The 15,134-nt window shown below is 40.7% G+C and carries 14 protein-coding genes; 13 read left to right on the forward strand and 1 reads right to left on the reverse strand.

The window, feature by feature from the left end:
* Window positions 1-13: 13 nt before the first annotated feature.
* On the reverse strand, window positions 14-622 hold the full coding sequence (locus HX021_RS00480) for a DUF4126 domain-containing protein (RefSeq protein WP_286587450.1): 609 nt from the start codon (window positions 620-622) through the stop codon (window positions 14-16).
* Window positions 623-891: 269 nt separating this feature from the next.
* Here HX021_RS00480 and katG point away from each other — a divergent pair, with 269 nt between their 5' ends.
* The 13 genes from katG to ureC all read left to right on the forward strand — a co-directional run bounded on the left by katG (window position 892) and on the right by ureC (window position 14,927).
* Window positions 892-3,171 (forward strand): catalase/peroxidase HPI, encoded by a 2,280-nt coding sequence (gene katG, locus HX021_RS00485; protein WP_286587451.1) that lies wholly within the window; start codon window positions 892-894, stop codon window positions 3,169-3,171.
* A 313-nt stretch (window positions 3,172-3,484) separates the two neighbouring features.
* Window positions 3,485-3,883, forward strand: a complete 399-nt coding sequence (locus tag HX021_RS00490; protein WP_286587453.1) for a hypothetical protein — start codon at window positions 3,485-3,487, stop codon at window positions 3,881-3,883.
* Window positions 3,884-3,972: 89 nt separating this feature from the next.
* A complete protein-coding gene (locus HX021_RS00495) occupies window positions 3,973-4,317 on the forward strand; it encodes a hydrogenase maturation nickel metallochaperone HypA/HybF (RefSeq protein ID WP_286587455.1) in 345 nt (114 codons plus the stop codon).
* A 13-nt stretch (window positions 4,318-4,330) separates the two neighbouring features.
* The gene (hypB, locus tag HX021_RS00500) at window positions 4,331-5,059 is read left to right on the forward strand and encodes a hydrogenase nickel incorporation protein HypB (RefSeq protein ID WP_286587457.1); all 729 of its coding nucleotides are present in this window, start codon (window positions 4,331-4,333) and stop codon (window positions 5,057-5,059) included.
* Between the two features lie 94 nt (window positions 5,060-5,153).
* The gene (locus HX021_RS00505; RefSeq protein ID WP_286587458.1) at window positions 5,154-5,639 is read left to right on the forward strand and encodes an urease accessory protein UreE; all 486 of its coding nucleotides are present in this window, start codon (window positions 5,154-5,156) and stop codon (window positions 5,637-5,639) included.
* A gap of 71 nt (window positions 5,640-5,710) precedes the next feature.
* Entirely contained in the window at window positions 5,711-6,712 is a 1,002-nt protein-coding gene (locus HX021_RS00510; RefSeq protein ID WP_286587460.1) for an ABC transporter substrate-binding protein, read from the forward strand.
* Window positions 6,709-7,725 (forward strand): FecCD family ABC transporter permease, encoded by a 1,017-nt coding sequence (locus HX021_RS00515; protein ID WP_286587461.1) that lies wholly within the window; start codon window positions 6,709-6,711, stop codon window positions 7,723-7,725. The genes HX021_RS00510 and HX021_RS00515 overlap by 4 nt, the downstream gene beginning before the upstream one ends.
* On the forward strand, window positions 7,722-8,576 hold the full coding sequence (locus tag HX021_RS00520; protein ID WP_286587471.1) for an ABC transporter ATP-binding protein: 855 nt from the start codon (window positions 7,722-7,724) through the stop codon (window positions 8,574-8,576). The genes HX021_RS00515 and HX021_RS00520 overlap by 4 nt, the downstream gene beginning before the upstream one ends.
* Before the next feature lie 26 nt (window positions 8,577-8,602).
* Entirely contained in the window at window positions 8,603-9,163 is a 561-nt protein-coding gene (locus HX021_RS00525; RefSeq protein ID WP_286587473.1) for a GNAT family N-acetyltransferase, read from the forward strand.
* A 211-nt stretch (window positions 9,164-9,374) separates the two neighbouring features.
* Entirely contained in the window at window positions 9,375-11,813 is a 2,439-nt protein-coding gene (locus HX021_RS00530; RefSeq protein WP_286587474.1) for a TonB-dependent receptor, read from the forward strand.
* Between the two features lie 700 nt (window positions 11,814-12,513).
* The gene (gene ureA, locus HX021_RS00535) at window positions 12,514-12,816 is read left to right on the forward strand and encodes an urease subunit gamma (protein WP_286587475.1); all 303 of its coding nucleotides are present in this window, start codon (window positions 12,514-12,516) and stop codon (window positions 12,814-12,816) included.
* Window positions 12,817-12,834: 18 nt separating this feature from the next.
* Window positions 12,835-13,209 carry an urease subunit beta gene (locus HX021_RS00540; RefSeq protein ID WP_286587477.1) on the forward strand — a complete coding sequence of 125 codons (375 nt, stop codon included), beginning with the start codon at window positions 12,835-12,837 and terminating at the stop codon, window positions 13,207-13,209.
* Window positions 13,206-14,927: an urease subunit alpha gene (ureC, locus tag HX021_RS00545; protein WP_286587479.1), complete on the forward strand. Its 1,722-nt coding sequence runs from the start codon at window positions 13,206-13,208 to the stop codon at window positions 14,925-14,927. The genes HX021_RS00540 and ureC overlap by 4 nt, the downstream gene beginning before the upstream one ends.
* The last annotated feature ends 207 nt before the right edge of the window (window positions 14,928-15,134 follow it).

Consider the following 15,134-nt stretch of genomic DNA (forward strand, 5'->3'; position numbering starts at 1 on the left):
CTATGGATGTTTTTCATCTGGAAGAGTTATGAAAGTCAGGGTGTTGTTTTCTGAATTTCTTTTTCAGTTGCTTCTTCCCAAATTTTCCAAAGAAATAAAAAAGACCTATTACGACGATGATGGCCATAAATGGAACGAAAATGGCCAATACAGTTAAAATAGTTGAGCCTATGGTTTCCATTGTCGAGATAATAAAATTACCCAGGCCTGCCGTACCGATTGAGGATGCTGCGCGGGTGCCAGCAAGGACTGTACTGATTGTTGCTGCGGTACCACCCCCGGCGATCATGGCGGTAGCCCAACGGAAGAATGGTGTGATATCGGTAAACTGCATAGCAAACAATAAGGTACCCGCAATTGTTGCTAAAGGAATGGATATCGTATCAAGGATGTTGTCGACGAGGGGGATATAATAAGCTGTAATTTCTATGAGCATCGCAATGGTCGTGGTGATTAACACAAGATCAGAGCCAGACCATGCCCATTCATTGTCAACTTGAAATAATTCGAGTCGACATCCCAAGCTTAACAAAAATAAAGGCATGAAAACCCGGAAACCAGTTGCAGCTGCCAGGCTAATCCCAATGAATGCACTCACCAGATAGGTTGATAATTCTCCCATGATAAAGGTCCTTTAGTCCAATCTAATAGTAGAATAACAAAAACATAGCTTTTGTTTTTTGAAATCGTTTCGATAAGGAAAATATACCTCCTCAGCGTTATCATGAGTTATATTGTTGGTTCTATTGTGATTAAAGTTAGTTATAGATTTTAGTTATAATACATCAAATCATTCAATGAAAATATTGATCGTGATTTATTACTTTTATGGAAGTAAAAATCAAACAATTTGATTATTTAAAGTATTATACAATAAACTTTTCTTTTAATATGGACAATAACGAAAAAGACATTAGCAAATGCCCATTTCATAATGGGACTATGCGCAACGCTGTTGCGGGTGGGGGAACACAAAATCAAGATTGGTGGCCTGACCGGCTCCGTGTTGACCTGTTGAGGCAGCATGCTTCCAAGTCAAATCCAATGGATGAAGGGTTTGATTATGCAGAAGCCTTCAAGCAATTGGATTTGGATGCTGTCAAAAAAGATCTACATGCATTAATGACAGACTCACAAGATTGGTGGCCCGCAGATTTTGGACATTATGGCCCATTATTTATCCGTATGGCGTGGCATAGTGCGGGGACATATCGTGTGAGTGATGGACGTGGCGGTGCCGGCACTGGACAGCAACGTTTTGCACCATTAAATAGCTGGCCCGATAATGTTAGCTTGGACAAAGCACGTAGACTTTTATGGCCGATTAAACAAAAATATGGAAAAAATATTTCCTGGGCAGATTTATTGATTTTAACAGGAAATGTTGCATTGGAGTCTATGGGATTTAAGACCTTTGGTTATTCAGGTGGGCGTGTGGATGCTTTTGAACCCGAATTAGATGTGTATTGGGGATCGGAAAGGACCTGGCTCGGTGGTGATGTGCGTTATGCACAGGGATCAGAAGGTGTACAAGAAGCCCATGGTGTATTATCTGCAGATGATGATGCCGATGGAAAGATTCATTCACGTAACCTTGAAAAACCTTTGGCAGCAGTACAGATGGGGTTGATCTATGTGAACCCGGAAGGACCGGATGGAAATCCAGACCCACTTGCAGCAGCCAAAGATATCAGAGATACTTTCGGTCGGATGGCAATGAATGATGAAGAAACTGTTGCTTTGATCGCTGGAGGACATACTTTTGGAAAGACACATGGTGCCGGTCCTGCTGATAACGTAGGCAAAGAACCTGAAGCAGCTGGTATTGAACAGCAAGGCCTTGGATGGAAAAGTACATATGGGACAGGTGTTGGAACGGATGCGATTACCAGTGGGTTGGAAGTTGTCTGGACACAGAAGCCGACAGAATGGACAAATCTCTTCTTTAAGAACCTTTTTGAACACGAATGGGAGCTGACCAAAAGCCCCGCCGGCGCCCATCAATGGGTAGCCAAAGGAGCCGATGCCAGTATCCCAGATCCTTTTGATCCAAATAAGAAGCGTAGACCTACCATGCTGACGACCGATTTGTCTTTACGTTTTGATCCAATTTATGAAAAAATTTCCCGTAAATTCTATACAGATCAAGATGCTTTTGCAGATGCTTTCGCACGGGCATGGTTTAAATTAACCCACCGTGATCTTGGACCTCGTGAGCGATATTTGGGCTCCGAAGTACCTAAAGAAGAATTGTTGTGGCAAGATCCGGTCCCAGCTGTGGATCATATTTTGATTGATGAAAATGATATAGAGGATCTAAAATCAGTGATTTTAGCTTCTGGACTAAGTATTGCTGAACTCGTAACAACAGCTTGGGCTTCAGCATCCACATTTCGTGGATCAGATATGCGGGGGGGAGCAAACGGGGCAAGGATACGATTAGCTCCCCAACGGTATTGGCAAGTGAATAATCCGACACAATTGCAAAAAGTACTGGCCGTGTTGGAGCAAATTCAACAGGATTTTAATGGTAAACAACAAGGTGGTAAGAAGATCTCTTTGGCGGATCTGATCGTCCTGGCCGGAGTGGCAGCGGTTGAAAAAGCAGCGAAGGATGGTGGTCATGTTGTCAGAGTTCCTTTTCATCCAGGACGTATGGACGCTTCTCAAGAACAGACTGATATAGAGTCCATGGGATATCTTGAGCCGATTGCAGATGGATTTAGAAACTATCGAAAGGGTTCTTATAGTATTTCTACCGAGTCGCTACTGATTGATAAAGCTCAGCTGTTGACTTTGTCCGTACCAGAGCTAACTGTTTTAATAGGAGGCATGCGCGCCCTTCAGGCAAACTTTGATGGTTCTCAAACAGGTATTCTGACCGATAGACCTGGGCAGTTGACCAATGACTTTTTTGTCAATCTCTTGGATATGGGAACAGCTTGGAAAGCCATTTCACAAGACCGTGAACTTTTCGAAGGTTCGGACCGTAAATCAGGCGCAAAAAAATGGGTGGCAGGACGTGCTGATCTAGTCTTCGGTTCTAATGCTGAGCTTAGGGCTGTTGCTGAAATCTATGGCAGCACCGATGCAAAAGAAAAATTTGTCAAAGATTTTATTGCTGCTTGGCATAAAGTAATGGAATTGGACCGCTTTGATTTGCATAGATAAACAGGACATAGCCTTTTTATTTAAGAAGCCCGAGGACCAACATGAGGACCTCGGGCTTCTTATTCTACCTTATTTTTGTGGTCAAGAGAGCTGCTAAAAAAGTAGAAAAAGAACCAGATTTATTGCTCTAATATCATTTTAATCTCACTTTAACCAAATTTTAATTTAATATATGGATAATTATGGAATTTTCTTTGGAGTTTTCCGATTTTGTGAAATAAAATTCAAGATTTGTGCTACTTTTTCTTATTTGATCGGTAGTAACTTTGTAATGTTCTCGAAGAGAAACACGTTACTTTTTTAGGTTACAGCTATGTGGAGGCACTTTATTTTTATAGTTACCATTCTGTTAGTTTCATTTAAGCATTTAAATGCTGACAGTCTTGTACTGAAAAGTGATAGTTTCTCAGCTAAAATCTCTTCAACAAAAATTCGCCTAGAAAAATCCAATCTTCCGTTATCCATCCAACAAAAAATCAAAGACAACAAGCTCCAGGCCGTGTATCCATCCTTACAATCTATTGCAGAAATAGATGCTGAAATGAACCAAGATTGGTTGATGGACCGTTGGCTTGTTACAGTCGATTTACTTTGGCATGAGTTATTGGCGTCCATGCTAAAGAATAACTACGGATATGAGCATACCTTGGATTTAGAACCTATTCCGATAGCCCGATTCTTGCTTTTTGAGCAAATAAAAATCCCATTTTAGCCTTAAAGGCTTTCCTGCTTCTCATCAGAAAATACAGTGTGTCTGTTTTTCTATTTAAATTTATTTTATTGATTTCTTAAAATATACCAATGCACGAGCTAAGTATAGTAAAGGATATCTTCGATACATTGACCTCCCATTATGCGGAAAAAATAGATGATATTCAAAAAATCCAGGTGACTGCTGGGCTATTGTCCAATGTACAACCCGTATTGATCCAAAATGCATTTGATGCATTTATCACCGAAAACACCCAATATCAAGATATGGAAATGGAGGTTATGGTAAATGATATTATTGCTTACTGCGATCATTGCCAAAAAAACTTTCCTGTTCATTTTCATCGATTTGTCTGTGACTGCGGGCAGCCTTCAAGTACAATTGTTCAAGGAAATGAACTTTATATTTCAAAAGTAATTTTTAAACAAGACTAAAAAATCATTTATCATGTCAGACAATACTTCAAATCCTAAAAGTTTAGGTAACCGTGTAGGTTCGGTTCAATGTGAAAATACAACCTTACATTTATTAAAAGCAAATGATTTCGTTGCAAAAAGTATCCGCGATAGACTGAAAGATGTGTGTGTGATCAATGTGTGTTCATCTCCTGGTTCAGGTAAAACAACATTGATGCAAGAGACTGGAAAACGGTTGTCAAAGGATTTAAATATTGCTGTTTTGGTTGGAGATCCAGAAACAGAACGTGACGCCATCCGGATGCGTGAGGTAGGGGTTAATGCGCTACAAATTGTGACTGGTGGTATGTGCCACATTGAAGCACAAATGATTTTACAGGCCTTGGATCATATCAATGTGGACGGTCTTGATCTGTTGTTTATCGAAAACGTAGGTAATCTATTATGCCCTTCAGCATTTGATTTGGGAGAGGATTACCGTGTAACCTTATTGGCTACCACAGAAGGAGACGATAAACCGAAAAAATACCCCCGTATGTTTTTGACAAGTGAATTGATGCTGGTCTCGAAAGGTGACTTATTGCCATATGTACCTTTTTCTATCGATGCGGTAACGAAAGATGCACGGGAAGTAAATCCAAATTTGGAGGTTATGACGATCAGTACGCTCAATGGAGATGGATTGGACGCATGGTGTGACTGGTTGAAAGAAAAAGTACAATTAAAAAAAGAGCAGCACAACATGCTCGATGTAAAATAGTAAATCTCCTATCATGATCCTGGAGTTGAGTTTAGTGGAACAAATAGCTTAGTGGAGATAGCCCTTGATTATGTAGGAAAATACGGTTATGAAGATGAATAGATTGCCTGTACCCATAGATACTGTTGTGTCAAATTATGAACTTGTTGACAATCATATAGATCAAGTCTATATTGAATGGTTTGAAATTCATAAGAAACGGTTGACACGACAGACCTTGTCAGGAACGAATATTCTGATGCAACTTGAACAAGGCATGGAATGGCATCATGGCGATGCCTTGTTTTCCAATGGAACATTGCAGGCAATCGTCATTATAAAACCAACGTTAACAATACGGTTCAATCCTTTGGATCTGGTTCAGTTAGCTGATTTTGGTTATTTTATCGGCAATAGACACTTACCACTATTTAGCGTTGAAGAAGCAGAATCCCTCCGTATGCCCTACGATGGGAGGCTCTACGAGCAGGTACTGGCGAAATATGGGCCAGCTGTACAGCTGGAAGAAGCAGTGCTGTTATCTCAAAATTTGCTGCGTCAGCAGATCAATCATAGAAAGACTAAAGAGCATCAAGGATAAATGTGCTATTGACGAACTGAAGGAAATGAATGCTTGAAAGCTGTTGCCAATAAAGAATAAGTTATATTTTGATGAAAATTAATAGATCTATTAAACTGTTGTTTTTAGCCCTGTTGCTATGCCTACAGGCCTGTCAGAACCAACAATCTGCGACCAGGGAAGATAAGGTCAGGGCAAAGGACAGTAGAGGAAAAGAAATCATGCTTCCTCAGGAAGCAAAACGGGTAGTGGTATTGTTCCCTTCCCTGGTGGATGAAGTCTATATGTTGCAGGCAGGTGACCGTATCGTAGGGATTCCGGAACAGGTCTATCAAATGGAGGATACCTACTCCTTTTTATCAAAATTAGATCAACGGATAGCGAAAAAGAGTATTGCTACACCAACTTTTGGCGGGCAGACCACGAATGTGGAAAGTATTGTAAGCTTAAATCCTGATCTGGTACTTACTTTCAATACTGACCAGGAAAATATTGCGCAGTTGGAAAATTTAGGAATTCCAGTGTTCACATTTTCCTCCTTAGATGAGAAAAGCATCTTTAATGAACTGATTGGGATGGGGACTTTGTTAGGTAAGAAGGATCGGGCAGAGGAAATTGTAGCTTTTGTTGATGCTGAAGTGAAAAAAATGACTGCCCCGGAAGACCAACTGCAAAAAAAGGTATACTATGCCTGGTCGAAGGGACGGGTGCTGTCAACTTCCGGCCGAGGCAGTTTAATCGATATGGCGATTCGTCTTTCAGGGGCAATGAACGCATGTCCATTAGAGATGGAAGCACCAAATGTAGGGGCTGAAACCATCTATAAATGGAACCCTGACCTGATTATTCTTTGGAATTCCAAACTCACTGATGTGTACAGTTTAAAAGAACTCGCTGCGCTGCCAGCAGTGAAAAATAAACAGGTATTTGTGATGTCACCATCTTTTCCTTTTGATCCCCATACAGTGAAATTTATGTTATTTGCCAAACAGGTCAGACATTGGTGCTTTCCAAGTTATACAAAACAGCAACTCGATCAAGATATGGCAGTAGCTTTTGAGAAACTTTATGGTAAAACAGGACTTCTTCCATGACACATCAATTAAAAAAGCTCTTATTGCTCATTATAGTACCCTTGTTTCTTTTGTTCTTCTCCTTATTGATAGGTTCGAGCCAAAACATTGGATTTGTAGAACTTTGTCAGCGGATAGGATTGGAATTGGGGTTTTATAAAGGTGATCAGGGGTTTCTTTTGATGCATAATATGGATACCATATTGTGGCAGGTTCGTCTTCCTAGGATTTTATTGACATTTATGGTAGGAGCAGCTCTTGCTTCATCAGGAGGCATTCTCCAGGCAATTTTTAGAAATCCGATTGTTGACCCTTTTACGTTAGGAATTTCTTCGGGTTCTGCCTTTGGCGCCGCTTTAGCCATGCTGTTTCCTATTTTATCCGTCAATGTATCGGCATTTTTATTTGGAGTCTGTGCCGTGGGACTGACGTATTTTGTCTCAAGCGCAGGCTTAAAGACATCTATCATTGGGATGGTTTTGGCAGGAATGGTTATTTCTGGCGTATTCACAGCCATGCTCACTTTGTTGCAATACATAAGCGATCCGTATAAGCTGCAGGCGATTGTGCAATGGACTATGGGCAACCTTCATACCGCTTCATGGCTAAAAGTACAAAATGCATTTTTACCTATAGCAATTGGTTTGATCGTCTTGATCCTCTTGCGATGGAAACTGAACTTATTGGCTTTGGGAGATCAAGAAGCAATCGCAGTAGGTGTGAATCCCAAAATATTGAAACTGCTGCTGATTGCTGTGGCGACAATGATTACAGCATCTGCTGTGGCAGCAGTGGGGGTAATTAGTTTATTTGGTTTGATCGTACCCCATATCAGTCGAATGATATTCGGTCCCAATAATAATATTGTTGTATGGGCAAATATCAGTATTGGAGGGTCATTTTTGCTGCTTATTGATGATTTTTCTCGCGCAGTAATGCCATTTGAAATCCCGATAGGTGTATTTACGATGATTATCGGTGCCCCCTTATTTATCTATCTGATGCGCCGTAATGAAATTAACTGGAACTCATGAGTAAGACCATTCATATCAACAATCTATCATTCGCTTATGGCAAGGAAACTATTCTAAGAGATGTCGATGTGTCGTTCCCTGAGGGGAAGCTATCTGTCATTCTTGGACGAAATGGTAGTGGAAAATCAACATTGTTCAATGTTATTGCTGGTTTGGAAAAACAATATACCGGGATGATCCATATCGGTGATACAGAGCGCAGGGAGTGGAAAGTCGGTCGGTCCAATAGCTTAAAAATAGGTTTTTTGAATCAGTTTCATCAGACAACTTTTCCGTTTAAAGTCGCAGATGTGATTCTTACGGGGCGGGCTTCCTTTTCGCGTTTTTCACCAGGTAAACAGGATTTTGACATGGTGGATGCGATGTTGGACAAATTCAATTTAGCACATTTGAGCAATAAACCCTATACTTCCTTATCAGGAGGGGAAAGACAACTGGTTCTGCTCTGTCGTGTATTGGTGCAGCAACCGGATTTGTTACTGCTTGACGAGCCTACGAACCACCTTGATCTGAAATATCAGATTGCCGTATTACAGGCAGCCAAAGAACTGGTACAAGAGGGAACAACCGTATTATGTGTCATGCATGATCCCAATATGGCCTATCTCTTCGGTGATAATTTTTATTTGATGAAAGATAATACGTTGGTGGATTTGCAGGGTATGGATAGAGATCAGGTGCGGAGCCTATTGGAACAAACTTATCAGCTCCCATTGATTAGCTTAGAAAATCAGGGCAAATGGATGTTCGTCCCGATGATCAATCAGCAAAAGCCAATATATTCGGTACCCTTTACATCGGCGGGAATGGAAAATAATTTCCAGGTGAAAGAGACTATGGCAAACTTGTAAAGTTCATAAGAAAATTGTGAAGATCAATGAAATATTCTATTAACAGCATTTCAATCACTAAGGTCAATGAATGGGATATCCCTATGGTATTACCTTATGTCATTGCTTTTCGGAAACAATTATTTCCGATGTTGGTTGCAGATAAGCTTCCCAAGGATTTACGAGATTTTAAACAGCTTTATATCGATCAGCAAACGGGAACCTTTTTACAGGCAAAGGATAGTACTGGAAAATTGGTAGGTGTGATTGGTATGTTACCCTATGACTATCGATTCCCACATTTAGATATAGATCAACGTAAGACTGTGGAAGTTGCCCGTCTGTTTGTTGACCCGGACTATCGTCGTTCTGGACTTGGAACAGCACTATTCAATCAATTGACACAAGTAGCGCGGGAAAAAAATGTTGAACGGCTTTATTTGCATACACACCCTTTTTTGGAGGGTGCCTATGAATTTTGGTCAAAACAAGGATTTCATTTGAAAGATTTTCGTGACGAGTCGAATTTTCCAACAATCCATATGGAAGTAATGATCGATCAAATGCAGATGAGCTCATCGATAAGAGCGTTGGAATTAACAAAGTAGATTGTCTTGTAAGTGTTCAATGCAACATAACGATGTAAAGGTCTAACAGTATAGCAGGCTATTGACAAGGTAGATATGAGAATATAGCGGCCATATCAACGATACTTGCGGCATACATATGGCTAGCTCCTTACCGATAAGGATGGTCATGAGTAATAATACTTACGATACGTTCGTGAATCCGATTGAGATAAAGAGAATAAATTAACATATGAAAAATAGAATGAAAGCACTCGCTTTCGCATTATTGACAAGTATCGCCATACCTGTGGCAGTCTATGCGCAACAAGGCGTCACTATCTTTGGCAAAATACAAGATGAAAACGGAAATCCAATTTCTGGTGTTACCTTGACGCTCGGAAATCAGCAACAGCAGACACGTACGATGGATAACGGTGAATTTAGTTTTCCTGCGATCACTGCATTTCCTGTACAGCTGAAGGTTTTTGCGATTGGTTATAAATCACTTATCATTGATCTGGATACACAGACCTGGAATCCGAAAAAAGGTCTCCGTCTGCAGTTGGAGGTTGGAGATAGCGCCCTTGATGAGGTGCTCGTGACTGGGCGCCGTAACAATTCATATCTGACCAATAATATGGAGTTGGGCGGGAAGTTTGCTGGTAAATTAAAGGACCTACCACAATCTGTAGCCGTATTGAGCAAAGAATTCATTGAAGATAAGCAGGCTTTTACTACTGGAGCGTTGGTACAGGACCTCGCCGGTGTGACAGAAGCTTCTTCCTATGATGATGTGGTAATCCGTGGTTTTAAAAGTGGTTATGAAACCGGAGTTCGACTGGTGAATGGCCTACGCTCAGGTTATGGCTATGGAAATAGTTACTATAATTCGCCATTGACGATCAATCTCGAAAATATAGAAGTATTAAAAGGTCCTGGAGCTTCTTTGTTTGGAGACGTTGTACCTGGAGGTACCATTAATATGACAACCAAGAAGCCTCTGGAAGACTTTAAGGGACAGGTGAATTTCTCTGCCGGAAGCTTTGAGACAATGCGTACAACGGTGGATCTAGGCGGACCTTTGGACAGTGCAAAACGTATACTTTATCGATTCAATGCTGGCTATGAAGATACGAAGACCTTTCGAGACGTAAACCGTCAGAAGCGGATCATGCTGGCACCATCTTTTACCTTTAAACCAGCTGATGGGACCACAGTTGACGTCGATATGGTATACAACCAGTTTAATGGTTACCTGGATAGGGGGATGGGGATAAAGGAAAATAATTTTTATGCCTTACCCAGATCATTTACCTTAAGCCAACCTTCGGATTTTTATAACTCAAAGACTTTTTCATTAAGTGGACGTCTATCTCAAAAATTGGCTGAACACGTAAGCCTGAATTTGAGTTACATGAAATCTATTTATCAGGAAGATGTGAATGAGCACCGTACCCTGAATACCTTTGCCGATGCTCCCCATAATACCATTATGAACATGCGTTTTTTTGACCGTCACGGTCGGGACTATACCGATAACATTGTTGGATATGTCAAATGGGATATATTGGGAGATAAGATAGATCACCATATTGTCGCAGGTGTAGACTTTGCCCAATATTGTGGTGATAAGGAAAATCAGTTGCGTGAAGCAAGGCAACAAACAGTGGATGGGGAGGTCGTACCCTTGACTTTTGATCTAAATAATCCAACGTATACAACACACGATCTGACCAATTATGTCTGGCGTACTCAAGTTGCTTATCCTTTCCTAAGTCCGTATAAAACCACAGGAAAATATATACAGGATCAGATCAGTATTGCTGATCGATTGAAACTGATCCTGGGCTTACGGCATGAACATTATTCATCAGAAACCATTGATGGGACAGATCGTTTTCATGCCACACAGAATGCACTGTTACCTCGTATAGGTATGACGTATGCGGTGAGTAAACAGATTAATTATTTTGCAAGCTATTCACAGGGCTTTGTTCCAGTTGGTGCTAACTTTATTCAGAATTATAAGGATTATGGTGCTGATAAGCCATTTGATGCAGAAAGGAGTTTTCAAGTTGAAACAGGTGTGAAAACTGGCTTTTTCGGCGATCAGTTACAGCTGGATCTTTCCTTATTTCGGATTGAACGGCAGAACATGTTGATCGCGACCGGCACCATTAATGATTCGGGGTTGCCGGAGTACAGGCAGTCCGGCAAAGCATTATCCCAAGGAGTCGAACTGGATATTCGTGGACAGTTGACCAAAGAATTTCAGATAATGGCAAATTATACCTTCAATAATACAGAAATAAAATCATCTTCTGTACCATCTGAAGTGGGGCAAATGCTACCAGGAGCTCCCAAAAATATGGCCAGTGCATGGTTAAAGTATGTGTTTTCATCCACTGCACTGAAGGGATTGGGATTCGGGGCCGGAATTTATTATGTTGATAGTAAGCGGATGGACAATAGCATTGGAAAAGACAGTGAAGGAAATGCACTATGGGGACAGTGGCCATCATACAGTACCGTCAATGCTGCGGCATACTATCATATCGGAGCAATGAAAATGGCCTTAAATCTGAACAATGTATTTGATAAATACTATTTCCTTGGCGGATTTGATTACACCCGAGCCTTTGCTGGGGCACCTAGAAATATCATGGCTACAATAGGTTATTCTTTTTAAAAGTGAAAAGATAATGATGCTATTCATTGCGGGTAGTTTTGCACAAATTTGGACTATTTAATTCAAGATTTGTACTAGTAAAATAGCCCGCTTTGATCGTAAATTTGAACAATTAATAATAGGATTGTGAATACAATTATCAGGTATAGTTTAGTTTTTTTTGTTTGTCTTTTGAGCGCCATGTTCATGAGAGGGACCGCTGCTACTACCACACATAACAGTGTTGGCAACCTATCAGTTTTCATTCCCAGTTTGCCCCCTTTACCTACACAGGTGAAAGAGTGTGAACATTCAGCTGACCAGGAGAGTCTAGTTGCTGCTGTTCATAATCACGATCTTTATGATATGAGTGAGCAGATTGATTTGAAGGATGAATGGAGCAAATTACTCTACTGGGGTGTATTGTCCATTTGCCTTTTTATATTTTGTTATCCTGCATGTCTCAAAATTCAGAATAACAAAAGACCGTATATGGATCGCTTGATCCTACCCCCAAAATATATTCTTTTCCAAAGTCTAAAAATCCCGTTTCAGGGATAAAAATTCCCTTTTCTTACCACATTAAGAATTGAAACGCTATGTCGTAAGCATTTGCTATGGGCTTCGTTTATCACTCTTCCCGAACGATTTTCAAAAATCGTATGGGTTTATAGTGATGTGTTTTGATCGAAAATAACAACAATTTAAATAATATTTTAATATGCATTTATTACCTAGAGAGACAGAGAAGCTATTGCTTCATCTTGCTGGCGAGCTAGCGAAAAAACGTAAAGCTAGAGGACTTAAATTAAATTATCCAGAGTCTATTGCATTGATCAGTAGTGAGCTTTTGGAAGCTGCACGTGATGGCCGTACGGTTGCAGAATTGATGCAGTATGGTGCTACATTGCTGACACGTGAGGATGTCATGGAAGGTGTGCCCGAAATGATTCATGATGTACAAATTGAAGCCACTTTCCCAGATGGTACAAAACTGGTCACTGTTCATAACCCGATTCGATAATAGTTAAAAATATAGTTTATGATTCCAGGAGAATTTTTTATTGCAGATGGCTATGTCATCTGTAACGAAGGTAGAGAAGTTACTACGATCACCGTAACGAATACTGGTGATAGACCGATTCAGGTGGGTTCACATTTTCACTTTTTTGAGGTGAACAAAATGATGGAGTTTGACCGTGCAAAAGCTTTTGGAAAGCGATTAAATATTATCGCAAGTACTGCTGTACGCTTTGAACCAGGTGAATCTAAAGAAGTGGAATTGGTTCCATATGCAGGTGCCCGTAGAATTTATGGACACAATGATCTGGTCAATGGAGATACCGAAACTGAAGTTGCGAAAGCAAATGCATTAAAAAAAGTGAAAGAACAAGGCTTTAAAAACATAATATCATGAGTTTAAAAGTTAGCAAAGTTAATTATAGTGCCATTTTTGGGCCAACAAGCGGAGACAAAATCCGTTTAGGAGATACAGATATTATTATCGAAGTAGAGAAAGATTACGCCTACTACGGCGATGAAGCAAAATTTGGAGGTGGTAAGACTGTACGTGATGGTATGTGCCAATCTTCCGTGCACACACGTGATGAGGGGACATTGGATATGGTGATCACTGACGCCATTGTCATTGATCACTGGGGTATTGTAAAGGGTGATATTGGTATTAAAGATGGAAAAATTGTAGGCGTAGGCCGTGCAGGAAATCCAGATACCATGGACAATATCACACCAAACATGATTATTGGTGCTTCTACAGAAGTACACGGCGGATCAGGCTATATTTTAACCCCCGGTGGAATTGATACCCATATTCACTATATCAGCCCAACACAGGTTGAAACTGCATTATATAGTGGGGTGACGACTATGATCGGAGGGGGGACAGGTCCTGCAGATGGTACCAATGCAACGACAGTAACACCCGGAAAATGGAATATCCGTCGTATGATGCAAGCTGTAGAAGATCTTCCAATGAATTTCGGTTTCTTTGGTAAGGGAAATGTGGGTACCGAACAACCAATTGTTGAACAGATTGAAGCAGGTGCCTTAGGTGTCAAAATTCACGAAGATTGGGGTGCAACTCCGGCTACTATTGACAGAGCATTGACTGTTGCTGACAAATACGATGTGCAAGTAGCTATCCATACCGATACCTTAAATGAAGCTGGTTTCTTGGAAGATACCATTCAGGCGATCAATGGACGCGTGATTCACACGTTCCATACTGAAGGTGCTGGTGGTGGCCACGCTCCCGATATCATCAAATCTGCCATGTATCCTAATGTGTTACCGGCTTCGACAAATCCAACGCGTCCATTTACAAAAAATACCATTGACGAGCACCTGGATATGTTAATGGTCTGTCACCATTTAAGTAAAGAGATTCCTGAGGATGTTGCTTTTGCTGATTCACGTATCCGTCCTGAAACGATTGCCGCTGAAGATGTGTTGCAGGACCGTGGCGTGTTTAGTATCATGAGTTCAGATTCCCAAGCGATGGGCCGTGTTGGTGAAGTCATCACACGTACCTGGCAAACAGCTGACAAAATGAAAAAGCAAACCGGTGCATTAACAGAAGATGAAGCCAACGGAAATGACAACTTCCGTGCGCGTCGTTATGTTGCCAAGTATACGATCAACCCTGCAATTGCACATGGTATTTCCAAATATGTAGGTTCTATTGAACCTGGAAAAATCGCCGATATGGTGATTTGGCGTCCAGCATTATTTGGTGTGAAACCAGAAATCATTATCAAAGGAGGAATGATCATTGCCTCAAAAATGGGCGATGCAAATGCTTCAATTCCAACACCTCAACCCATCATTCTGAGAACAATGTTTGGCGGTCTGGGTAAAGCGGTTCATCACACATGTTACAACTTTGTGTCCAAAATCTCATTCGAGAATGGCATTAAAGAAGAATATGGATTAGCAAAGGGGCTACTTCCCGTAGAAAACTGTAGAAATATCTCCAAAAAAGATATGATCCACAATGATGCTACACCTGAAATTATCGTGAACCCTGAAAACTACGAAGTGAGCTTAGACGGAGAAATCCTGCGTTCTAAACCGATCGATACGGTTTCATTGGGACAACGTTACTTCTTGTTTTAGCCCTATAACTACTTTTTATGGCGTGAAGTAATTTCACGCCATAAATACTGAAAAACATAATCATAACATCCGCATAAGACTTATTAAAGTGCTGAATGCTGCGTGATCGAAAGATGTATAAACACAGTCAGCCTAAGTGGACACTTTAGTCTATGAGCTTACGAAGGAAAATACCGATGAAATACGTTGGTTTAGAAGTGCAAACAC

It is taken from the genome of Sphingobacterium sp. N143 (genome assembly GCF_030325625.1).
Classification (GTDB): domain Bacteria; phylum Bacteroidota; class Bacteroidia; order Sphingobacteriales; family Sphingobacteriaceae; genus Sphingobacterium.